Below are 24,495 nucleotides of genomic sequence, written 5' to 3' on the forward strand. Positions count from 1 at the left end.
ATTTCGTTGGATTCATTTAAATTGAAAAATAGGAAATTGAAAATTCTAATTGCTTACAATGAGCCGATCAAACGCCCGGGATATGATCTCGATTATATCTCCGAAGCAGGGGTTAAGGATGAAGCGGAAGCAGTTTATCAGGCAATTTTAAAATTGGGCCATGTGCCTGCCTATCTCGCTGCCAAAAACCTGGACCAGATTTTGAGCAAAATCGACCGATTCGGCCCGGATTTGATTTTCAACCTTTGCGAGGGATTTCATGGAAGAGCTCAGAACGAGATGTATCTCGCAGCGTTATGGGAACTGCTAGGAATCCCTTACACTGGCAATCCTCCATTGACTTTAGGATTGGCTCAGGATAAAGTACTCGCCAAGAGGCTTTTTCAATCAGCGCAGATTCTCACGCCGCCCTATGAGGTTTTCCTCAAAATGCCCGAAGCATGTGGTCTGGACTATCCAGTCATCGCCAAGCCCTCTCGCGAGGACGCCAGCCTTGGAATCGAGCAGGGAGCTGCCATCCTTTATAATTTTGATGAGCTGAAGCAACGGGTTGGTGACCTCTTAATGAAATATCAACAACCGATCCTGGTGGAACAGTTTATTGATGGACGTGAATTTAATATCAGCATTTTAGGGAATGATCCGCCTCGGGCTCTCGCTATTTCTGAAATCAGCTTTGACGAATTGGGGACAACAGCGCCGCACATTACGGGCTACGAAGCTAAATGGCTGATAGATCATCCGCTGTATCAAAAAACGCCGGCCATCTGTCCAGCAAACATTACGATTGAACTTAAGCTCCGTTTAGAGCAAATAGCGCTACAAGTATATGAGATCTTAGGCGGTCGTGATTATGGCCGGATCGATACCCGAGTCGATGCGGACGGAAATATCTTCGTTCTGGAATATAATCCCAATCCTGATATCTCCTCAGAAGCGGGTTTCGTAAGAGCGTTAAAGGCCTTTGGGATCAGCTATAACGATTTTGTGGAACAATTAATTATTGAAGCGTTAAAGAGGAAATCAAATGATCGAAATTAGAAAAATGATCGCCGAAGATCGCACAGCAGTATCGCGCATTCTTGAACAAACCGATATGTTCACAGCAGCCGAGCTGGATGTGGCTTTGGAATTAATCGATATTTATTTGACAAATAATGAGCAAAAAGATTATATCATTTACGTCGCAACAAATGAACGGAAGGAGGTCGTTGGATACGTATGTTACGGCCCTACGCCTGCCACTGACGGGACTTTTGATTTATATTGGATCGCAGTTTCCCCGGCCATGCAGCAGCAAGGGGTTGGAAAAGCATTATTAAATTTTACCGAACAACAGGTCATGCTCCACAACGGTCGCATGATTATCATTGAAACATCATCCCAGCCGAAATATAAACCGACGCAGGACTTTTATTTGAGGAATCGCTATCAGATAGAGGCCAGAATCAAGGATTTCTATCGAGTCGGAGATGATCGGCTGATATTTGTAAAAAGGCTCAAATAACCAACATAGGAGGATTTTTTTTATTATGGACACCTGGCAGAGAATTCTGCAAAAAAGTTTGACGAGCGCAAAGGAAATTGCCGAACGATTCGATATTCCTTTGGCTGATGTTGAAAAAATTCAAAATGAATTTGACATAAAAATAAACCCATATTATCTGTCACTGATTAAAGAAAAAGGCGATCCAATTTACAAACAAGTGGTTCCGGACTTAAGAGAGTTGGATGATCATGGATTGTTTTTTGACCCATTAGCTGAAGATCGGGATTCCCCGGTGAAAAGCATCGTCCATCGCTATCCCGACCGATGCCTATTTCTGGTATCGCATGATTGTGCGTCGTTCTGCCGCTTTTGTACCCGAAAGCGCAAGGTCGGCGATCCAACTCAAATCAACCCGAAATTCATCGATGAAGGAATTGATTATATAGAAAAGCACTCGGAAATCAGAGATGTCATTATGTCTGGGGGAGATCCATTATTGCTCAGTGACGATTGGCTGAAATATATCCTTCACAAGCTGAGGCGGATCCCGCATGTCGAGATCATCCGCATCGGGACCCGTGTCCCTTGTTTCCTCCCGCAAAGGATTACTGCAAAATTAGCCAATCTGTTGAAAAAATTTCACCCGTTATATATGAATGTCCACTTCAATCATCCAGATGAGCTTACGCCAATCGCCGTGAAAGCCCTGGGTCGCTTGGCAGATGCGGGCATCCCACTCGGTTGCCAAACTGTGCTGCTTAAAGGAGTGAATGATGACCCTCAGGTCATGAAAAAATTGATGCAAAAACTGCTTATGGCCCGAGTACGGCCTTACTACATCTATCAAGCTGACTACGTTTATGGCACAGAACACTTCCGAACGCGAGTCGAGAAAGGACTGGAAATTATTCAGGCAATCCGCGGCTGGACCTCTGGATTAGCAGTGCCTCATTTTGTCATCGATTCCCCTGGCGGCGGCGGAAAAATCCCCCTTCTGCCCGAATATGTCGTAAAGATCACTGATGAGGAAGTGGTCATGCGCAACTATCAGGGCAAGATCTTTCGCTACACCCAGCCGAAAGAAACCAATGGCAAGCACGATAGGCCAGAACAGCTCATCACTGACCCTAAATCGAATGGCCCAACCTGCCCACTGTTAGATTTGGATGAAACATCGATGGTGTAAAAATGCCATTTGGCTGAAAATCATGTTCGTCCCCCATCCCATAATACATCCACCCGATTCATTATAAATTGATCACCACGAAGCTAACGCTTGTCTGAGGCTTCATAAACGAAACAGGTTTTACATTTGGAACTGGTCAGGAGCGGACGATCAATCCTTACCGCTCCTGATCCAGCCAATTAATTTATTGATAAAATCCATTATTCATTTGCAATTTTGCTCTCACTTGGATATATTTGATCTCAGAAATTGAATTTTTCATTTGATCAAGCAACCTTTGCACGGACATCTTATGAGATTTTGTAAAGCCAGATTTCTTTTTTTATTGAAAAAATGCGCGATTTTTTTGTTGGTACTGACCGCTTTCGTAAATTGCGATGCAAAAAAAACGCAGCAAGATTTGCGGAGCGTTGCTGCGTTGAGAAAGACATTAAACCAAAACACTCACTCAAGACCAACTCCCTCCAGACAAAGCGATCCAGAGCAAGCCCGACAGATCGCCCTAAGGGTGGAGCGGCATGTTCTGAAGAATGGTGAAACGCTTCAAGACTTAGCCATACAATATAAAACGGATCAGATCAGTATCTTGAAGGCAAATGGGATTGAAAATTGGGATCAAGTTCAACCTGGGCAAACAATTCTCATTCCAATCAACGAACCGCTCACAGAGTGATGTCATTTTTATCCTAATCAGTGCCTATTGAGATCTGAACCTTATTGGTTCATCATGCGATGTAAATTCAGCTTAAAAAATGTTCAATAATTTCATCGCCATGAGAAACATCGCAATTAAGAGGACGATTCGAATCACCCGTTCGCCCTTCTTAACAGAAACCTTTGCAGACCACCAGCCTCCAATGGCATTGCCAGCCGATAGGACAATCGCATAGCCCCATTTTACATTGTTTGTGATAATAAAAACGATGATGGCTGGCAAAGTGAACATGAAAACGATAAATACCTTATGCATATTGACTCTGACCAGATCAAGATGCATAAGATGGAGCAATGCCGCCATGATCAAAAAGCCAACCCCTGCTTGTATAAATCCTCCATAAAAACCAATCGCTAACATAACAGAGTAAAATAGCCAGGGATTAAAAAGATCTTTTCCTGAATTATTATCTGAATTTCTCGTGAATCGCGGGAAAAAAAGTGTGATCATAATTCCAATGATAACGATCCCCAGGATTTTTTGAAATAGTTCATTGCTGATCTTCACAGCGGCAATCGCACCGAGGATCCCCCCAGGTAATGTCCAAAGAGATAATTTGATACTTAGCTTGAATTGCGAATATTTCGCTTGTTTGAATGAAACCACCGCTGCAATATTTTGAACGAAAACCGCGATTCGATTAGTGCCATTGGCTAATGCGCTATCTAGTCCTAAAAATATCAGAAACGGAAGCGTTATTGTCGATCCCCCACCTGCCATGATGTTGATAAATCCAGCGACGACCCCAGCGCTGAATAAGCCCACAAGTTTCAGAATTTCGGCCATAAAATAAGAAGTTACCTCTCAAGAATCTAAATTTGAAAACATTTTTCAGGGATAATATGAATTATTTGATAAAAATTCAATCAAAATTTTTCAATCGGTTGAGCACATGAAGCGACTATTATTATAAATTATAATTTTTAAATCCCATGATCGAATGAAAAAATAGATATGTCTCAATCATTTTTGATAGCTTCGGATTTCATATTACGTGGGAAAAGGAGCCGCACATCTATCTCATGCGATTTGAGGAGCTATTGATAAAATTTAAATGCTAATCACATAAGAACAATTCATCACAATAGGATGGATATTAACAGGGGAAACGAGCTTTGAAATGGTTAGATTCCTCACTTTTCTATCAAAATTAGAAAGACCTATTTTTGCTTCGAGCATAAAGTGTGGATTATTGACTTAAGGGATTGAAAAGCTGCTTTTCAGGTTTTAGGGATCCACTGCCAGAATATCGACGAAAAAGCAGCCCTCCGCCCTTCAGAAACTTGACGCCTGAAAATCTTTTTGGTCTTTCCAATATTAGGTCAATAAACGCGTTAGCTGCTAGCAAAGAAAATCAGCATTTCTGAATTCCATCAACTGAGCGATGCTCATTATTATTCCAGAGCCGATGCCAAATGTTATGAAATGAAAATTTATTTATTCTCAAGTGTCTCTGATCTCGATAACTTCTCGCTAATTAGATTATATAGCTCAATTAATTCATTTCCAACTTCATTTGATGTAGATCCCTCTATTCGTCGCATTATTTGTTCCTTCGAAATACCGATTTGGTTGGCTATCAGCCGCGCCTGCTGCCAGGTGGGCAACCAGACCAGTTGCTCGGCAATATTTTCGACGGTTTCAAATCGTTTTAAAAAATGACCAAGATTCAAAATAAAATAGATGCGATTGGGAAACGGTGACGAAACCTCGATCAGCCGTTTCTCATCCCACACAAAACAACCGACATGCGGCTGCCATTTCAGTCCCCTTTCTTTCATCTCTTTAGCCGCCAGACAAACCTCTTCCGTAAATGGAATTGGCGCCAGATCGGTTTCAGGATTGAACGGAGTGGATTTCATGTCATTTTCTCCTGAATTATCGACTTTAGATTGCACAGTAGATATCATATCAATATTTCTTTGGCGAATTTCCAAAAGCATCATGTCATTCCTGCGTATGCAGGAATCCCCCTTGCGAAATGGGGTGGGGTGCCTGCATTCGCAGGCATGACAAAGTATCTAATTAGTGTTTGAACGAAAACTCTAGTTTTCTCATTCCGATCCGCCAACTGGTGGAGAGGAATCTGGGTAATGCTCTAATTTATTGGGATATCCAGATTCCCCGCCTCCGATCGGAATGACAAATTTTACTGGTTTCCGTTCAGGCACCAATTACAAAACCATCTCCCCCATCTTAGGCTTAAATTCTTATAGCTCGATCATAATCTTCAATATCCGATTTCAAATATCCAATAACGAGTTTAATTCTCGTTACTAATTTTCCTCACAAACCACCAACCATTCTCTATAACAGGGATCAACTTTCTAAAATAACCTCACCGAAGACATGCCTCCATCGACATGCAGCACCTGCCCTGTGATCCAGCTTGACTCATCGCTTAATAAGAAGCAAGCCAGGTTGGCGATGTCCTCTGGCTGACCGAACCTTTTTAATGGATGGCGTTCAGCCGCTGCTTGTTGCTTTTCCTCACTGCCTAACAGACGAGCTGCCAGCGGTGTATCGGTGAGCGAAGGAGCGATGCAATTCACCCGAATTTTCGGCGCCAATTCTGCGGCCAGCGAACGGGTCAAGCCCTCCACTGCCCCTTTGGCGCTGGCGATCGAGGCATGATACGACATGCCTGTCTGTACCGCCACGGTGCTGAACAATACGATTGATGCAGTCTGCTCAACTTTTTTCATGCGATTCAATGTCCCTTGAATGGTCTTCACCGCACCCAGCGCATTGATCTTAAAATCAGTTAAAAAATCTTCTTCTTTCAATTGTCGAAACGGTCGAAGGTTGATAGTGCCTGGGCAATAAACAACTCCGTTCAGCACCTCTGGGAGTTGATCTTCAGGTAATTGATCATTCAAAACGTCGAATTTAAAATGGTGAATATTTTTGATAACTGGAATTTTATCAGCGGTTCGAGAGCCAACATAAACCTCATGCCCCTGCTCAGCCAATTTTTGAGTGATAGCCAGCCCGATCCCCGAGCTGCCGCCAATGATCAAATAATGTTTCTGATTCAATCCAATTCCTCCAAAAAATTTCAAATGATTTATTTCATCAAAATTAAACTACTTGCAATTGCCGCTGTCATGCCTGTGAATGCAGGCATCTTTAATTTTGCCACCTAAACGGAACAACAGACCCTGCCTCGATTTAAGTGACAGACAATTTTCACATCATAATCATATTGCCAAAATATATTGCAAAAATTGAGTCATAAGCTCATCTCTTTTACAGGAATGACCGAGAGACCTCATCCAATTTCATCAAATCTTCCTGATCGAGCTGGAAGTGCAGCACGCTCGCATTCTCCTGTGCCTGTTTCACTTTGGTCGCACCTGGAATGGCCACCACCGTGTCGCCATGAAACTGGATCAACCAGCGCAGCGCCACCTGGGATGCAGTAGCGTTATGTTTGCTAGCGATTCGTTTCAATTCCTCGATCACAGGCGCTGTTTTTGCCAGTCCTCGTTTTTGAAACTCGGGTCGAAATCGCCGCCAACCTTTGCTCGCTTTGATCAGGTCGGGGTTCTCGTGAAATTTGCCAGATAAAATTCCCTGCGCCAGCGGCGAATAGGCGATAATGGTGATGCCCAGTTCCCTCGCCGTCTCCAGCACGCCGTTCGATTCGATGCGCCGATTCAACAAATTGTACTCCATTTGATTGGAGACCAGTGGAATATTTTGCTGAGCCAGATATTCGTAGCTTTTGCGCATGGCCTTGGCGGAGAAATTGCTCACTCCGATGGTGCGAATTTTTCCTTCCCGTACCAACTGCGCCATGGCATCAAGTTGTTTGTGCAACGAAGAAAACGAGCCATACTGCGCATGAATTTGATGCAGGTCGATGTGAAATCCATTCAGATTTTTCAACCGATCATCAATGGTTCGAATGATTGAGCGAGCCGTGCGAAAAACAGGCATCCACTTCGTCGCAATCACCACATCACCATCGGCTTTGCCTAGCGCCTTCAACGCACGAGCCAGCGCCGCCTCACTGCTGCCCCAGCCATACGCCTCAGCCGTGTCGAACCAGGTGATACCCCCTTCCAACGTCGCCCGCACAATATCGATCATGGTCTGCTCCTCAACAGCACCCCAATATTTGCCCGCAAAACCCTTGCCTTCAGAAAATTGCCAGCACCCCAGACCAATGGGCGTAATTTTTATATTTGACTTCCCAAGTGCTACCAAGCTCATATTTATTTTCTCCCATTTTTTCACAATGTACAAGTGTTTCAAGATTATGTTAAAATTGTTATCATAGTCCATCTTTTTGTCATTTCGAAGCGAAGCGAGAAATCTGAAAACTCCAAGCCTTGCGAAATTCGCACGAGTTTATAGGGAAAGATTCCTCCCTTCGGTCGGAATGACAAATTGTTCGAGATGAGGATAAGCAAATACAAGTTATTTTAAGAACAACCAAACAATAATACTTTGGAATGATGCTATTGAAGAATTCCACCATTCCATTACTCCATTACTCCCCTACTCCATTACTCCATCACTCCCCTACCCCATTTTTCCTTCCCAAAAATCTTCTCGTAAAATCCAGCTAACGCCGCCTTATATTCCTCCTTCTGAGGCAGGTTATTATGCCCGCCATCAGCGATGATCTTCAACTGCTTATCGCTCGATTTCGCTATCTGGAACAATTTTTCCGCCATTCCAGAGGGGGTAATCTGATCGTTCCCGCCTGCCAGGATCAGCAGCGGCGTTTCAATAGTAGCGAGACGCTTCACATTGCTATTTTCCAGCAGCGCAGGCTCGATTTCGAATCTTACCAAAGGCTTTAGAAACCACGGCACCAGCCTGCTTGTCCAATCTTTCGCATCGGTTACAGGGCATTCCAGCACCAATCCCGCCGCTGGTCGTTCATTGGCAACGAATGCAGCAATGAACGATCCCAGCGAATGGCCGTGGATAATTAAATTTTCGGGCATAATCTTTTTCTCCCGAGCCAAAAAATCATACGCTGCTAACCCATCCATTTTTAGACCCGTCACACTCGGGATACCATCATTCTGCCCATAACCCCGATAATCGAACACCAATAAATTCACGTTTTGATCGATTATGGCCCTAATAATATGAAATGATGTCACCATCACAAACCCATTGCCGCCAAAGTATAGCACCATCCCCTTAGCCTTGGGATTTTGAATGAACCAGCCGCTTAAACTCAAACTGTCAGCGGTTGGGATCTTAATCTCTTCCAATTCAAAGCGACTGCCCTTGAAATATTCAGGGCTGATCGTCCGCTTCACATCAAATGCTTCTTTTTCCGTCAATTTGATGGTAGTGCAAGAACCGAACAGCAAAAATAAGATAACGACAGCTAATAATTTTTTGCTCATTTATAGATCCTTTGTTTTGATGAACCCTCACGGTTGAAAAATTGAAAGTTCGTTCATTATAAGCATTTCAGATGAAAGACACTTAAAATGAACTTAAGGCTTTCAGCTACTACAATTAAGATGCCGCAACCTATAATTGGATTCGCCCAATTCGCTCATTTTATCAACCGATATCTTCTGTCAATAATGACACAAGCAAACAATATATTTTAGAAAATTTTTTCTTTGCTTTACCATCACATATTTGTCATATTAGCACCAGAATGAAGAAAAAAACATGACTCACGATGAATTAAAAAGAACAGCATTGAATAGATCAAGCGTTAAAGCTCAATACGAAGCGCTTGAGCCTGAATTTACCCTGCTAAAAGCTCTGCTTTCAGCTCGAAAAGAAGCAGGTTTGACTCAGGCAGAGATTGCCGAGCGTATTAGCACGAAACCTCCTGCCATCGCTCGTCTGGAGTCTTCCCTGACCAGTGGCAAAGATTCGCCCTCGTTAGCTACTTTAAAGAAATATGTGGAGGTATTGGGCTATCGGTTGGAAATCAGGCTTGTTCAGAATTGAACTCAATCAAAGATAATGCTGATTCATTTGGAAATTGATCATTGACTATTGAAATTTGTTTGTATTTTGAGCATTTATTATTTGTAATTTCCCTGGCGCCTTTGCGCCTCAGCGGTGAAAAAAATCATTCCGATTTCACAACAATTTTAAAAATGCCTTAACACATAAAAAAAAAATGGTGCTATATTATTAGCAACATACGATAATAAACCTCATTTTGCCGCAGGTTGCACGGCGTCTGGCATTGGTATGATGACTGAATAAACTCGCTTTACTGTTTCTCATTGATTTTTTAGCTTGCGCAAAATAAGTGCAGCGTTTCGCTGGAGATGCGGGGCATACAGGTTGGATTAGTCGCCAAAAAGAAAAGTGGGGGAAACGCATTGGCTAGATAAATTCATATAATCGCTTCATACTCACCCATTCCAGACTTCTTCCTCAGAGTATAATTCTATTTTACCTGCTTTTTTTCTTAGAAGGATCTCCTCCATATCCTGGTAAAGGGGCATTTCAGGCTCAAGATGAAAAATGTTGCCTTTTTCTTCGATCACTCGCTCGAGTTCTTCCCGAACGACTCTCCGCAACAGCGGTTCTAATTTATCGATCATTTCATCGATGGGAATGGTTAAATTATTTTCAGCTACTGTACTCATATTTAGCACCTGTCGTTTTTTAAGATTAACGATGAGTCATTTTCGAGACTTTCTATGATTAAATATAACATATTTGAACCAATAAATCAATAAATATTTCCTTTGCGTCTTTGCCCTTTGCGGTTCAAAAAAATCCAACCTATATCTCCAAACTCACCCCCACCGACGGCAAAATCCCAATATCGCTGCTGGTTCTGATTCGGTTCTCCCAGAAATCGTAGGACGGACGCTGCGGGATTTTGTAGTTGTAGATATTTTGAATATCGAGATAAACGATCAAGGTCCAGTTGCGGAAGTTGAAATAGCGATCGACTCGAAGATCCAGGTGATGGCCTGGTCTCAATCGGGCGGATAAATATTCATCAGGCAGATTCACGATCGAACCTGGGTTGCCTGGATTTTCAGTGGGACGGTAGATGGGCGTGTAGGGCACGCCTGTGTAATAGCGGAACTTGGTTGCCACTTCCCATTTGGAGTTGAAAATATAGCCGCCCGATAGATTGAGAATCACCCGCTGGTCATACTGCCCAGGATAGGTGATGCCATTATTTGCTGTCACTTTGGACTTGCTGTAGGTAAGGCTGAAAATGCCGTACAGCGGAATATCAGAGAATTTCTTCTGCAGCAACAATTCTGCGCCATACGACTGTCCCGTCGCCATCGAGGTCAGGTCGTAATAGCCGAAGGATTGAAAATCATCCTCTCTGCCGCCAAACCCTGTGCCTGTATTGGTCAGCACGATATAATCGGTTTTGCCTGGCACGATACCGCTGGGCAGATGGCTGTACTTTTTGTAATAGCCCTCCAGCGATAGCCGCACATCATTTCGGACCAGATAATCATAGCCAACCACAGCCATGCGATTCTGCAGCGCTTTCAAATTTTTATTGAACGGATTGACCACCCAGACATACGAAGGCGATTGATAATAGACGCCGCCGCTGGCTCGCAGCGAATGCTTTTCCGCCAGCTTATATTTCAACGAAGCCCTGGGCGCCAGGTAGAGCCCATCATTCAAAAACTGATAATAATCAGCCCGCACGCCGAAATTCAAATTCAAGCGTGGATGCGCCAGCCAGTCAGCCTCCACGAAGGCGGCATACTTCTGAGCCCTGGCATCGGTCTGGATCAGCGGATCCACGCCGAGCAGCGCCACAGGGATGCGATTGCCGCTGCGGTCGTAAATGGTATCGGCAAAACTGGTGGTGTTATCGTTGCGGATAAACTTGGCCGAAAGCCCGCTTTTCACGCCCAGCCGATTCGATGCGACCCAGGAGTGCTGCACCTTGGCGCTGTACTCCCATTCATCGGCATCGCTTTTGAAATACTCTCGCTCGTTCTCATCGATCTGGCTGAAACGGTAGCGGAACAGGTTGGAGCTGAGCGTCACATCGAGAAAACCGCTGTTCAGCAGGCGGCGATAGTTCAACCCTGAAATGCCCTGGTATTGCGAATTGTCCAGCAAGCCCGCATTGCGCACCCGATTCTCCAGCGAGCTTTGATCCCGATCTACGCTATTAATGGCCGAAAGTCCCAGGAAAAATAGCTTGTCCCTGGGCGAAAGATCATAGCTGAAAATGATATTGAAATCGGTATAAACAGGCACAAATGCCAATCCCGCTGCCTTGAAGATCAGATCGAGATAGCTTTTTCGAGCTGAGAAAATCAGGTTGCCATTGTCTTTGAACGGTTTCTCAAAATTGAAGCCGTATTGAGTGGCGGAAATAGTCAGCTTGCTCTCGAAATTTTCAGGGATTTTGTTGAGCAGATTGAGCGACAGCACCGACGACATTTTATCGCCATACTGAGCACCAAATCCACCTGTGGAAAAGCTCACATCTTCCACAAAATCGAGATTGACAAAGCTCAGGCTGCCGCTGCTATTGCCCTGGGAGCCGAAGTGATTGATATTGGGCACTTCGATGTTATTGATGATGTACAAATTTTCCGACGGCCCGCCGCCTCGCACCAGCAGGTCATTTCTGCCGCCCGCTGCATTGATGGCAACGCCAGGCAGGGTGGAAACTGTGCGCACCACATCCTCGAATCCGCCAGGGAAGCGCCGAATCTCTTCACGGCTCAGCCCAATAGTGCTGGGCTGGATTTTCTGCTCCTCAACGAAATAGCCCGCCGTCACTGTCACCTCGCTGCCTTCGATCGCCGTTTCTTCCAGTTCGGCATTCACATAAGTTGGCGCCGCCGTCTTGACCACGATGTCTGTTTTCAAAACGTTATTGTAGCCGATGTACATGAATCTCAAGCGATAGGTTCCCACTGGCACATTATTGATCACGTAAATTCCTTGCAAATCAGTGGCTGCGCCTCGATCGGTATCCAGAATGACCACATTAGCGCCCACCAGCGGCTGCTTGGTCTTCGCATCGACCACTTTGCCAGTGATGGTGCCTGTTTGTTGGGCGTAGGTGGGCAAAGAGATAAGCAAAATGAATAGCAAATTTATTATTCGTTTCATAGATGATCCTTTCTATATTAACAGATTCTATTGGCCGTTTTGATCGATTTATTTGTCTCATTAGATGAATTAATCGGGAAATGGATTCATTTTTTTCGGGGAAATCGGGCATTTTTTATAATATTGGATGTTATGATTTGAATGGAAGCTGTTAATCTGCAAATTTGGATTTTGAACCTTTCCATTTCATTATCACAAAAATAACACTTGCAGTCAAAAAGTATAGATACTTTTTCTCGTCCCAAAAAATGGATTAACTTTTTCTCTCGATAGCCAAAAATCTATACATGATCTTGTTTAACTAACAGATGATTCTGGTAATCAATACTTATTAGTCCTATTTTCCCACGGATGATAGAACTGTACGGATAATGAATTAAATCTCAAATTGCAAAAGGCAAATACCAAAAAATTTTCAAAACTCAAATCAAAAATTTCAAATGGAGAATTGAAAAATAAATGTTGAGGGCCACAGGTAGAAGCAAAAAATGGGGTAAAATTGAAATGCTCCGTCAAATTTTGAGGTGCTTCCAGTTTAGAAAGAGATAGTTATTGCAGAAAGGCTGTTGCAAGACATTTATTTTTTAAAAAGAATCTTCGCTGCGCTGGGTCGAGCAGAAGTATGGTTTGCTTTCTAAAACCTTTTATCACCTCTATCAGCAGGGCAAATTGCGTGATGAAGACCCCAACGAGATTCAGGAGTATATGGAATGGTCGGGCTGGTACGAGATTTACCAGGATCGCTGATAGCGTTATGAGCAAGCTGTTGAGCAGCGCTTGCAAAATCTATCCGCTCCTGCTTCGTTGCAGGATTTGCTCATTGATCAGTTAGAAATAGCGGAATAACCATAACAAATGCTCTGAATAGCTATGGCGAATCTGCGAAATTTATTCTCTTTCTTCTGGTGGATCGTCCTACCATCATGTGCCATACCATTGGCGTTTATACGAAAAGTCAAACCATTGGCATTACACGAGGACAAGTAATATTTCGCACGGGGCATGTATTACGACTGTTTGAACAAATTGATTTGCTGCACAACGCATTCTCAGGTATTTTTATGATATCATACTTGATGGAGAACTGGGCGGGTGAGATGTTTATGCCTTACCTGCTATAGCGGAACCACAAAACTAAGATTCGCACGATAAAAAAATACCAAAATACATCAAGCAACATCTTGTTACAGAAGTGAAGCTCAGCTTCGCCCGTCCCAATTTGCCTTTTTAAAGATGAAATAAATGAATTCTGCGATCTCGCCCAATCATTTTGTTAAAGTCAATTTGAACTCCTCCCCAAAATCCTCCACCTGCACTTTGCAGCCCCAATTTTCGGCCATGCGCCGCACATTTTCTCGTGAGGTCACGGTATCTACCATCACTTCGATAGGGAATTCGCCTTTGTCCACTGCCTTTTTGGTGAGCAGCACGGGCTGGGGACAGGACAGCCCTCGGGCATCTACTATTTGACTCATATTGACTCCTTTGTTTTCTTTGTTTAAACTGGTTCAATATATCGAATTCCGAGTCAGTTCAATAATCAAAGCGACGAAGCGAACCTTTCTTTGGTGGATTTAAAGATTCCTCGCTACGCTCGGAATGACTGATTACCGCATTTTGGAGATCTTTTCATTATTTTCAATTGAAATTTGTTATTGCGAAGCGCCAGTAGACGCTGAGGAACCTCCCAAATTTTTGGGACTGATTCAACGTAAATGCCTCGCAATGACTTCAAACTTCAATTATAAATAATCTATTTGATTTTTTCTCTCATGGTAAAACCGATGGCGATGCAGACGATCAAACCCAACACGACTGCGATCATTCCTGCTGTTGTAAGTCCACCAACTTGAACGACTCCGTCGACGACTTTATCGGGCGAACCTGCGAGGTTGAAATTATGGGAAAATGCAGCTCCTGTGATCATGCCGATCACGAAAATAGCGGAGTCGCCATCGCCTTCGCCTGCCAAAAAGAGCTGTCGGCCTGGGCAACCCCCTGCCAGGGCAAACGCCATTCCCGCCAGGGACATGCCCAGAAAATTCCACAAATGACTGCTATGGGCGACAGGCTGGGCCGCAAATCCCAATTTGGTCTGGCCTAGAATCAGGTTCATGATCAGAGCCACGACGAACAGCGCTCCCACGCCGCTGAGCAGATGGGTATCCCGCATTAAAATCACGTCTCGCAATGCGCCCATGGTGCAGAAACGGGTGCGCTGGGCAAAAAAGCCGATGATCAGTCCAGCAACAAGAGAGATCAACAGCGGCGCATGCATGGAGCCAGGTCCTTTGGCGCTGAAAAAGATTGGGCCGTTCTCGCTGAATTGCACCCGAAAGATCAGCAGCAGTAGCAAGCCGATCATGATTCCTGGTAGAATCCAGCCTACTGAGGAATAGGTTTTTTGAGTTCGGCCCAAATTGAAGCCCGCTTTTAAAAATTGCACGCCCACTGCAATTCCAACGGCTAATCCCGCTAATCCCAGAATTGCATTGAGGTCGCCGCCAGCCAGACGAAGTAACGCCCGCCAGGGACAGCCCAGAAAAGCAAGAGCTCCGATCATGGCAAAGACGCCTAGTAGAAATCGCACGATCGGCGCTGAGCCCGCACGGGCTTTGAACTCTCGAAATAAAAAGGCCGCCATCAGCGATCCAAGCACAAAACCAATGATTTCTGGTCGTATGTATTGAACAACAGGGGCCCGATGCAAACCCAATGCTCCCGCGATATCCCGTTCGAAACAGGCCACGCAGATGCCCATGTTGGGCGGATTGCCAAATTTCTGCAACAGTGGCGCCAGAATGCCGATCACCGATCCAGCCAGAATAATTCCCCAACGAGAAGCAAAGAATTGGGTTAGTTTTTGACGCATGAATTCTTCCTCCGATTTTATTTATTTTTGATCAAGCTCAATAATTTTTGAATTGTCATTTCGAACGTAATGATGAATCTGGTTTTCAAGTTACTTTTAGGGTTAAAGATTTCTCTCTTCGGTCGAAAAGACCCCAATATATAAGCTATCTGGTGCTCTCACTAATAACATCCCCCTGCCATCTATCAAAGGGGGGAAATCATTTTTTCACAGGCTATCAACTTTCAGAGATATTTTTTTAATCTCGTACAACCGCATCCTTGAGGATGCTTTCGTATCTTAGCCTGATGGTTCATCATCAAGCGACGTTCAGCGCACAGCCCAGCGCTCCTACAATCTGGGGATCATCAGGAATCAAGACCCTTCGTTCGAGCTTTTCTTGCAATAAATTCTTCATGCACGGATTATATGCCACGCCGCCCACGAATACGACATCGTCCTCAACCGAAACCCGCTGCAACATGCCGATGGATCGGGTTACGATGCCCTGATGGATGCCCAGTGCCACCTCCTCACGCACAGCACCTTTGGCGACCAAAGAAATAACCTCAGATTCGGCAAACACAGTACAAAGGCTGCTGATCTTTTCCGACCGTTTTGCCTGGCAGGCAGCCTGGCCAAAATCGGTCAACGAATAGCCTAGTGCCATGGCCATGATTTCTAAAAAACGGCCTGTGCCTGCGGCGCATTTATCGTTCATTTCGAATTTTAATAGCTTACCGTCTGCTGCTAACGAAATCGCTTTGGTGTCCTGACCGCCGATGTCGAGAATGGTGCGACAGTTCGGGAACAGGTGCCTCGCTCCGTTGGCAAACGCCTTGATTTCGCTGATCACCTCGCAGCGGTAGTGTTGGCTGAACAGATGTCGGCCATATCCAGTGGCCGTGATCACATCGTAGTCAATGCCTCGCAGAAACTCGGCGCAGACTTTGAGTGGATCAAAGCTATTTTCACCCTTGCGGATATGAGTGATAATTCCGCCGTCAAGCACGACCAGTTTCACCGTACGAGAGCCGATGTCGATGCCTGCTGATTTCATTTTACGCCCAATTTTCGTGACCGCTAATTTTGCTAATTTTTCTATTTAGTTCTTGTTGCAAAATTATCAAAACATGATAAATTGTCATGCCTGCGCATGCAGGCATCTCATTTTTTTGGTTGACTTAAACATCAGCTAGAAAGAGATTCCTGCATTCGCAGGAATGATATCGTTTCTTTTGATTTTTATTTTTGCAATAGAATCTAATTACGCTAATGACATGACCCTTGCGAAGGTTCTGAACCTTCGCAAGGGTTCAATCGTTCGGTTCAAAATACCTATCCATTGCAAAATGCGGAAAGCATTTATTCCGAGCGAAGCGAGGAATCTCATAACTCTTGAATACTCAAGATTGCTTCGTCGCTTCGCTCCTCGCATTGACGCAAAATTTACTGTTTTGAAGAACGTTATGAACATCCCCCCTGGCTCCCCTTCAAAAGGGGGAATTTCGGAAATACCCCCTTCAAAGGGGCGAATTTCGAAAATACCCCTTTGAAGGTTGAGCCTGCGAAATCCCGATTTATCGGGAGGGAAATAGGGAGATGTTCAAATGCTTGGATCAATTACATAGTAACCAGTCCAATTCTACTTATGATCCCCAATCCGTTCGATAAATGCCTCTACGCGGGTTTTGATTTGACCTGCATCTTCCTGGCTGTAATCTGTATCGATGCGCAGCACAGGGATGCCCTCGGCCTCTAACGCTTTTTCCACAGGTCCGCTCTCAATCTGATAGGGCTGGCAGAACTGGAGACTGTAATGGATCACTCCCTGCGCGTTATATTTCTTCACCATCGACTTAATGTGCTCCAATCGGCTGGGATTGGGCGTAAAGATGGCGCAGTCGATCTGGAAATAGCGCTCCACTAGATTATCGATCAATTGCTCTACCGTATCGCCTGATTCATCGGTGAGCCACTGCGTACCTCGTTCGCCGACACAGGATTCCTCGCCCACAATGATGGCCCCGCTGCTCTCCACGATCCAGGGAATTTTCCAGTTTGGTACGGCCATAGGCGAGCCAGAGATCACGATCCGTGGCGTTCCATTGCCACGAACTCCTACCCCTCTTTTCACCCTTTGTTCCAATTCATCGCAAATCTTGTTGACCGAAGCTGTAAAACGTGCAGGGTCGTCGTAGAAGAATACTTGGTTGATCAATAGTGCATCCAATCCCGAAATGGGGGCTGGTTCGTGCTTTCGCAAATCGGACAAGCGATGGATCGCCTTCCGCTTTTGATTCACCAGTTCAATGCCTTTTCTCAATGATTGTACAGTGATCTTTTTGCCAGAAAGTTCCTCCAATGCCTTTGCAAACCGCTGATATTCAGACTTTAGCAGCGCTTTTCCCGCCTCGCTCTTCATCTGCGGCAGATCCAGAATGAACAAATTTTTAACCAATTCTTTCAATAGTTCGTAAGCCTTCTTTTTCCCGTCGCAGGTGTTCTCTCCGACAATCATGTCGCTGGATTCAACGTAGGGACAAACTTTGCCTAATTTAAATCCGAATGCCGATTTGATTAACGCGCAGATGTTACGAGGCAAAACTTCCTCAGCTTTGTCAAAGCCAAATTCAGCGCCAGCACACAGCCCCACAGAAATTCCATCTACCGCCAAGATCAATTCTTCGGGAACGAACACACAGAATGATCCGATCACTTTTCGACCGTCACCTTGGGCATCCCGTAATTCCTTAATTCGCAAACCATGCACTTCGCTCATCACAAAATCAAAATATTGCATCCCTTCAGGACGGTTTTTTTGTGACATATAAATATCCCCATACGCCTGCCCCAGCACGTCCAGTAATGCATCATGAGCTGGCAAATCTAATCCCAGCTCAGTCCACATCTGTCGATAGTCTGCTGCCATTCAGTTTCTCCTCCATTTGATGATATTTCCTAAATTCAAAAGTCGAATTCCAACTGATAAAACACAAATCCCAAATAAATCTCAAAATTCAAATTTCAGATTCCAAACTCTTTTAGCTAAGAATGAATCCGTTTGGAAAATTGGCACTTGAAAATTGGATATTATTTGAAATTTGTTATTGGATATTTGGTGCTTTTGATGATTGTTCAAAAATTTTGATAACATCAAAAGTGACAAATTTGATCAAATAGAGTGGATTTACGGAGACATAATCCACCTCCTTCCGTATGGGGCGCAGCCGATCCTGCGACCAGACATACTTCAGGAGGTTAGCGGTCTTATAGCAGGAAGACTGCGGCAGCTAATAGATTCGGGAAACGCACGGCTTCCCAGGATTGGCATCAAGTAATTGGGTGATATGTTTTCATTACCAAATGCATGGCTCTAACCCTTGAGATGAGCATCGACAAAAAATAATTTGAATTTTATACAAATTTAGCATAAAGTATAATATATGTCAAGCAATTTTTTTATGATATTCTTTGGCCAAGCGTGGAAAATGATAGAGAAGATATTTTGCTCAGCATGCCAACAAAGCATCTTTGCGATCATTATTTAACCGAATGAATCGAATTTTTATTGAATGTTCAGACTCAACTCAATGCCCCTCACAAGAACTAATGCAGAAAAACGCAAATTTTTCGCATGTCAATAAGGCACAAATTAAAATATTCTCAAAAAGCAATGAAAATTATTATATCAATTGTTAAGTTTAGCGGCTGATTGACTAATCGAACTTCTTTCACATTAAGCATAGCGCAGTAATTCTCAGTTGAAAAATCAGCAAAGGGAGAATCCAATCTTTTTAAACGACATCCAATAGTTCAAAAATATTTTTGAGATTTTGAACTTCACTAAAAGGGCATACCAATGAAAAAGATGATTCAGATCTTTGGAGCTATTTTTTTGTTTTATAATATTTGCTTCGCACAAGATATAAGTTTTAAACAATTCAATTCGCGACGCAATCAAATCAACCAATATGCCATGATCGTCCTTGGCTCATGGGCTGTTGGGAATATGGCAGTGAATGGAGCGCTGTATCGGTCGGCAGAAAAAGATCAGAAATATTTTTATCAGATGAACGTCGCTTGGAATGCCGTTAATCTGGCAATCGCAGGATTTGGGATGTATGGGGCGCTGAACTCGAAAACGAATCTCACGGTGTTCGATTCGATTCGTCAACAAGCTAACATCGAAAAAATTTTGCTATTCAATGCAGGACTGGACGTCGGTTATATAATGACGGGATTGTATCTAAAAGAGCGAGCGAAGAATTCGCTGAAGCATTATGATCGATTAAAAGGTTATGGCAATTCACTGATGTTGCAAGGCGGTTTCCTATTGCTGTTTGATATTACGGTTCATTTCATTCACGCAGCAAATCATGAATTGATGAAAAAGTTGTTAGATCACATACGTTTTGCGTCTACTTCAATCGGTGTCAGCTTGAATTTTTAATTTTTTTCTTCAGATTATCAACTGATAAGCACAAGCAGATAAAAAGGAATTCCTTGATTTGTTTCATTAAAAGCGATATTTTAAAAAGGGAATTACCATGAAAAAGATCTTGTTTATCATTTTTCTTCCCATAATTTAAACGTCATTAACGAGTCAGGAAAAAAACGCTATGGATAGTAGAGAAATCGGCAAACCGTTCCCAGAATTAAAAGCTGAGACCTTATCAGGGATCGAGATCAAATATCCTGATGATCTGCAGGGGAAGATCACTCTCATTTTAATCGCCTTCAAACGGGAAACTCAGCTGAAGATCGATTCTTGGCTGGAACCATTCTCCAAAGTGTTTAGTGCTGACACTAGCGTGCAATTCTTTGAAATTCCAATGCTGTCGGCTGGCTGGAAGTTGATGTCGCCAATCATTGATGGAGGAATGCGATCTGGAATCCCGAAGCAGAAGCATGGCAATGTCACGACTTTCTACGGTAACGTCGATAAGTATTGTGAGCAATTGGGTATAAAAGATAAATCGGATGCTTATATCTTTTTGTTAGATCCCGAGGGAAAGATTCAATGGCGTTCGAATGGTTTTGCTACTCAAGAAAAATTGAAGGAACTTTTTGAGCGAATTGAAACTTTAAAAAACAGTTTTTAGAGTTGGGGTGATGGAATGGCGTTATTTTTTAAGTTGAGCCTAAGTCCACATTAGGAATGCTGATCATCAACGAAAAATCGACGCTCGTTTCAAAAAGTAGCCGATTTGAGTTCAGAGCTCAAAATTTAGGGTTCATGATAAATTGTCAATTTGCTCTCCTGGTTTAAAAGAAACGAATGGTTTGAAACTTGAAGGAAAAGATGGAACAATCAATCCAATATTTCAACAGCGAAGAAGCCGCTCGAATTTTAAATGTTAACGTTTCATCCATCAAACGCTGGACTGAGGATGGAACCTTGGAATGCATCAAGACAGCAGGTGGGCATCGAAAGTTCACCATGCAGCACTTGGCAAAATTTCTGGAGCAGCATAAGACCAAGACCACTCGTGCGAACCTGTTTCCCATCGAAAGTGAAGAGGATCTGGAGATCAACACCCGAATTCTTAAGGCAGATTTTCCTTTTTTGATTGATTATGTGTCGGATCAGTCTCGGCAGTGCCATCGGGACAGGGTGCAACGGGTCTTCAATGGTCTGTATTTAGCGCAACATCCGCTGCACGAAATTTATGATTATCTGGTAACTCCCGTATTACAAAGAAACGGCGATCTATGGGAACAGGGTCAAATTACTATTGTGGAGGAGCATTTTTCCACTCAAACCATACGTGATTGCTTGATTCGATTGCAGGGCATCATACAAATTCCAGCGGAAAAGATCGGGAGCGCCTTTTGCCTTATTATGTCTCAAGAGTTGCATGATGTTGCCATTAAAATGGTAGATCATATCTTGGAGTTAAAAGGTTACCAGGTATTATTCAGTGGTCAGATGACGCCATCGATGAAGATTGAAAAAATTTTTGACCATTATCATCCCGATCGAGTCTACATCTCTAGTACCATCGTCACCGATCTCAATCTCACCCAAGCTGAATTCGATAAGATCTGTTACATTGCCCAAGCACATAGTGCTAGAATATTTGTCGGCGGAAAAGGATTCAATCAGATTGATTTCTCCCATCCAGCAGTGGAAAAAAGATTGAATAATTTTGAAGAGGTTTTTCTAAGTTAGGTTTTAAAACTTGCTGACAAATATCAAAGATGTCTCAGGATAAAATTTCAAACATAAGCCTTCTAATTTTTCCTCATTGACTTTCCAATCTTGCTATACTTACGCCCAAAATGAACATCTGTGAAATTCCCTTTTCTTTGCACATTTTTACAATTGAGCGTTTTAATCTTTATTGAGAATCCTTTTCTTCTATTTGACATCTAAAGTATATAATTCGTTCAATACGCTCATTAAATATTTTATAAGCCGTTTTTAGTTATATCAATTTCAATTTAATCGATTTTAAAATTATTTTTGATCGCTATGAGCGTTTTTAGATTAAAAAAAGCTTGACTTTTTAATTTTCTTTTTGTATATTAATTTCGTTCATATCGCTCATTTAGAGAAAACCACATTTCAGTCATTTATTAATTTATTAGGAGGTCGTTATGTCTCGAATGAAAATGTTCTTCATGTTACTACTTTCAATTTTCATCACTTCATTTGTAGTTCATGCCCAGACTGCTCGTTTGCAAGTCATTCACAATTCTGCTGATCCTGTTGCAAGTAAAGTGGACATCTATTTAAACGGCACGAAATTGTTAGATGATTTTGCGTTCAGAGCAGCCACGCCTTTTATCGATGCTCCTGCAAATCAAGAGCTTTCGATTGGTGTTGCTCCTGCCACTAGTAGCTCACCAAGCGATATCATTGCCACTTTTAAGGTAACTTTAGCAGAAGGCAGAAGGTACATTGCGATTGCGAGTGGAGTATTGGACCCGTCGAAATTCGCTTCGAATCCTGATGGTAAAGAGACCGCCTTTAAGCTGCTTATTAAGGAGAATGCTCAGGAATCCGCAATGACCAGCGGCAATGTCGAGTTTGCTGTCATGCATGGGTCCACCGACGCGCCGACCGTAGATATCGTAGCTCGGGGTATAGCAACCTTGGTTGATAATGCACCATACGCAGCGATAACCGATTACATTTCGGTTCCTGCTGCTGATTATACCATTGACGTAAAAGATGCTTCTGGTACCGTCGTAGTTGCCACTTTTGGGGCTCCGTTGTCTGGTTTAACGAACGGTGCTGCATTTGTATTTGCTTCTGGCTTTTTAACCCCATCGGCCAACCAAAACGGAGCAGCATTTGGAATATTTGCAGCTTTACCCAATGGTGATGTGATTGCCTTGCCTAGCATTACAACAGCACGTCTGCAAGTGATTCACAACGCGGCAGATCCTGCGGCAGACTCGGTTGATATTTATTTGAACGGAGCAAAAATATTGGATAATTTTGCGTTTCGTGCTGCAACGCCTTTTATTAATGCTCCTGCAAATCAGAACATTGTGGTAGGAGTTGCGCCGAAAACAAGTTCATCATCCAGTGATATAGTTGCAAGCTTCACTTTCAATCTCTTAGCTGGCGAAAAATATATTGCCGTTGCAAATGGTGTACTAAACCCAATTAATTTCGCACCAAATCCTGATGGAAAAAGTACTGCGTTTAATATATTCGTTAAAGACATGGCCCAAGAGTCAGCTAAGGTCAGTGGCAATGTTGAATTCGCCATAATGCATGGTTCGACTGATGCCCCAACTGTGGACATAGTCGCTCGTGGCGTAGCGACATTGGTCGATGATGCACCCTACGCCGCGATAACCGATTACATTTCGGTTCCTGCTGCCGATTATATTATTGATGTCAAAGATGCATCTGGTATGGTAACAATCGCCACTTTTCGAGCTCCGCTTTCTGGCTTAGCTAATGGAGCTGCGTTCGTTCTTGCTTCAGGATTCCTGAATCCAGCAGCCAACCAAAACGGCAAAGCCTTTGCTATATTAGCAGTTCTGCCTGATGGCACTGTCATCGAACTGCCTGCTATCACCACCGCTCGAGTGCAGGTGATTCATAATGCGGCAGATCCTGCAGCCAAATTTGTCGATATTTATCTGAACGGAGTCAAATTGCTGGATGACTTTGCCTTCCGCGCTGCCACTCCTTTTATCGATGCTCCTGCTAATCAAAATATTACTATCGGCGTCGCTCCTAATTCCAGCACTTCAGCAAACGATGTTATTGCTAATTTCACTGTTAATCTCCTAGCAGGCGAATCTTATGTGGCAATTGCCAATGGGGTGCTGGACCCAAGCAAATTTGTCGCTAATCCTGATGGAAGGAATACCGCATTCACCATTTGGTTGAAAGACATGGCTCGAGAGAGAGGAACTGGATCGAATGTGGATTTCATCATCGTTCATGGAGCCACTGATGTAGATGCTGTGAAGGTCATGGTGAAAAACGGGCCGACGCTTGTTGAGAGTGCCTCTTATGGTGATATTACTGATTACATTTCAGTACCTGCTGCCTCGTACGACATTCGTCTGATTCGAACTCGTGATGGGGCAACTTTGGGTGCTTTTGACGTCAATCTCAGCAATCTTGCTGGCAGCTCGGCTGTCGTCTTGGCCTCAGGATTTCGCAAGGACACTGGCAATCAAGGTGGGGAATCTTTCCAGTTGATCGGCGTTCTCGCTAATGGTCAGGTTGTTATCTTCAAAGATCCCCCAACAAGTGCGAATGGATTTGTGGATTCAGTAATTCCAACCCAATTTGAATTAAAGCAGAATTATCCAAATCCGTTTAATCCAACTACAACGATTACATTCTCTCTGCCGACTTCTGAGTTTGTGAAGCTTAGCGTTTACAACACACTGGGACAGCAGGTAGCAACCCTTGTCAATGAGAGGCTTAATGCTGGTCAATACAATCTGCTGTTTGATGGTTCCAATCTGAAATCGGGAATCTATTACTACCGAATCGAAGCAGGTAACTTCACTTCGACCAAACGATTGGTATTGATCCGTTAGCTTTAACCTGAGAAGAGAAAGGCTGGTAATTATGCCAGCCTTTCTCGTTTTGCCTTATCAATCAAATTCATAAATTTTAAATTTCCGATTTGCAAAAATCTCCGATTGAACTCATGCGATTCATAATAGTTTGAGCTCATAAATTATCTTTCCGATTTGAGAGG

General features: G+C 43.4%; 20 protein-coding genes. 9 read left to right on the forward strand and 11 right to left on the reverse strand.

Going from position 1 to position 24,495, the window contains the following annotated elements:
* The first annotated feature begins 21 nt into the window (after positions 1-21).
* The 4 genes from ONB37_09055 to ONB37_09070 all read left to right on the forward strand — a co-directional run bounded on the left by ONB37_09055 (position 22) and on the right by ONB37_09070 (position 3,348).
* On the forward strand, positions 22-1,041 hold the full coding sequence (locus ONB37_09055) for a D-alanine--D-alanine ligase (protein ID MDZ7400296.1): 1,020 nt from the start codon (positions 22-24) through the stop codon (positions 1,039-1,041).
* A complete protein-coding gene (locus ONB37_09060; GenBank protein MDZ7400297.1) occupies positions 1,028-1,507 on the forward strand; it encodes a GNAT family N-acetyltransferase in 480 nt (159 codons plus the stop codon). The genes ONB37_09055 and ONB37_09060 overlap by 14 nt, the downstream gene beginning before the upstream one ends.
* A 25-nt stretch (positions 1,508-1,532) precedes the next feature.
* The gene (locus ONB37_09065) at positions 1,533-2,675 is read left to right on the forward strand and encodes a KamA family radical SAM protein (protein ID MDZ7400298.1); all 1,143 of its coding nucleotides are present in this window, start codon (positions 1,533-1,535) and stop codon (positions 2,673-2,675) included.
* A gap of 418 nt (positions 2,676-3,093) precedes the next feature.
* Entirely contained in the window at positions 3,094-3,348 is a 255-nt protein-coding gene (locus ONB37_09070) for a LysM peptidoglycan-binding domain-containing protein (GenBank protein ID MDZ7400299.1), read from the forward strand.
* 72 nt (positions 3,349-3,420) lie between these two features.
* On the opposite strand, the gene ONB37_09075 is transcribed toward ONB37_09070, so the two are convergent.
* From ONB37_09075 to ONB37_09095, 5 genes are all read right to left on the reverse strand, one after another.
* A complete protein-coding gene (locus ONB37_09075; GenBank protein ID MDZ7400300.1) occupies positions 3,421-4,176 on the reverse strand; it encodes a sulfite exporter TauE/SafE family protein in 756 nt (251 codons plus the stop codon).
* Positions 4,177-4,823: 647 nt separating this feature from the next.
* Positions 4,824-5,252 carry a hypothetical protein gene (locus ONB37_09080; GenBank protein MDZ7400301.1) on the reverse strand — a complete coding sequence of 143 codons (429 nt, stop codon included), beginning with the start codon at positions 5,250-5,252 and terminating at the stop codon, positions 4,824-4,826.
* 465 nt (positions 5,253-5,717) lie between these two features.
* Positions 5,718-6,428, reverse strand: coding sequence for an SDR family oxidoreductase (locus ONB37_09085; protein ID MDZ7400302.1), 711 nt, complete (start codon positions 6,426-6,428; stop codon positions 5,718-5,720).
* Between the two features lie 211 nt (positions 6,429-6,639).
* Positions 6,640-7,608, reverse strand: coding sequence for an aldo/keto reductase (locus tag ONB37_09090; GenBank protein MDZ7400303.1), 969 nt, complete (start codon positions 7,606-7,608; stop codon positions 6,640-6,642).
* Between the two features lie 296 nt (positions 7,609-7,904).
* Positions 7,905-8,765, reverse strand: coding sequence for a lysophospholipase (locus tag ONB37_09095; GenBank protein ID MDZ7400304.1), 861 nt, complete (start codon positions 8,763-8,765; stop codon positions 7,905-7,907).
* Positions 8,766-9,042: 277 nt separating this feature from the next.
* Between ONB37_09095 and ONB37_09100 the strand changes: the two genes are divergently transcribed.
* Positions 9,043-9,330: a helix-turn-helix transcriptional regulator gene (locus ONB37_09100; GenBank protein MDZ7400305.1), complete on the forward strand. Its 288-nt coding sequence runs from the start codon at positions 9,043-9,045 to the stop codon at positions 9,328-9,330.
* A gap of 416 nt (positions 9,331-9,746) precedes the next feature.
* Here ONB37_09100 and ONB37_09105 read toward each other — a convergent pair whose 3' ends face one another.
* The 6 genes from ONB37_09105 to ONB37_09130 form a co-directional block, all read right to left on the reverse strand.
* Positions 9,747-9,983: a hypothetical protein gene (locus tag ONB37_09105; GenBank protein MDZ7400306.1), complete on the reverse strand. Its 237-nt coding sequence runs from the start codon at positions 9,981-9,983 to the stop codon at positions 9,747-9,749.
* A 139-nt stretch (positions 9,984-10,122) separates the two neighbouring features.
* Positions 10,123-12,456, reverse strand: coding sequence for a TonB-dependent receptor (locus ONB37_09110; protein MDZ7400307.1), 2,334 nt, complete (start codon positions 12,454-12,456; stop codon positions 10,123-10,125).
* 1,265 nt (positions 12,457-13,721) lie between these two features.
* Positions 13,722-13,931 carry a sulfurtransferase TusA family protein gene (locus ONB37_09115; protein MDZ7400308.1) on the reverse strand — a complete coding sequence of 70 codons (210 nt, stop codon included), beginning with the start codon at positions 13,929-13,931 and terminating at the stop codon, positions 13,722-13,724.
* A 278-nt stretch (positions 13,932-14,209) separates the two neighbouring features.
* Complete coding sequence (yedE, locus tag ONB37_09120) at positions 14,210-15,328, reverse strand: YedE family putative selenium transporter (GenBank protein ID MDZ7400309.1); 1,119 nt, start codon at positions 15,326-15,328, stop codon at positions 14,210-14,212.
* 298 nt (positions 15,329-15,626) lie between these two features.
* The gene (locus ONB37_09125; GenBank protein ID MDZ7400310.1) at positions 15,627-16,367 is read right to left on the reverse strand and encodes an acyl-CoA dehydratase activase; all 741 of its coding nucleotides are present in this window, start codon (positions 16,365-16,367) and stop codon (positions 15,627-15,629) included.
* A gap of 585 nt (positions 16,368-16,952) precedes the next feature.
* Positions 16,953-18,239, reverse strand: a complete 1,287-nt coding sequence (locus ONB37_09130; GenBank protein MDZ7400311.1) for a double-cubane-cluster-containing anaerobic reductase — start codon at positions 18,237-18,239, stop codon at positions 16,953-16,955.
* 930 nt (positions 18,240-19,169) lie between these two features.
* Between ONB37_09130 and ONB37_09135 the strand changes: the two genes are divergently transcribed.
* The 4 genes from ONB37_09135 to ONB37_09150 all read left to right on the forward strand — a co-directional run bounded on the left by ONB37_09135 (position 19,170) and on the right by ONB37_09150 (position 24,331).
* A complete protein-coding gene (locus ONB37_09135; protein ID MDZ7400312.1) occupies positions 19,170-19,760 on the forward strand; it encodes a hypothetical protein in 591 nt (196 codons plus the stop codon).
* A 169-nt stretch (positions 19,761-19,929) separates the two neighbouring features.
* On the forward strand, positions 19,930-20,412 hold the full coding sequence (locus tag ONB37_09140) for a mitochondrial ATPase complex subunit ATP10 (protein MDZ7400313.1): 483 nt from the start codon (positions 19,930-19,932) through the stop codon (positions 20,410-20,412).
* Positions 20,413-20,612: 200 nt separating this feature from the next.
* Positions 20,613-21,482: a helix-turn-helix domain-containing protein gene (locus tag ONB37_09145; protein ID MDZ7400314.1), complete on the forward strand. Its 870-nt coding sequence runs from the start codon at positions 20,613-20,615 to the stop codon at positions 21,480-21,482.
* A gap of 428 nt (positions 21,483-21,910) precedes the next feature.
* The gene (locus ONB37_09150) at positions 21,911-24,331 is read left to right on the forward strand and encodes a DUF4397 domain-containing protein (protein ID MDZ7400315.1); all 2,421 of its coding nucleotides are present in this window, start codon (positions 21,911-21,913) and stop codon (positions 24,329-24,331) included.
* The last annotated feature ends 164 nt before the right edge of the window (positions 24,332-24,495 follow it).

The sequence above is a fragment of the candidate division KSB1 bacterium genome (assembly GCA_034506395.1).
GTDB lineage: Bacteria > Zhuqueibacterota > Zhuqueibacteria > Thermofontimicrobiales > Thermofontimicrobiaceae > Thermofontimicrobium.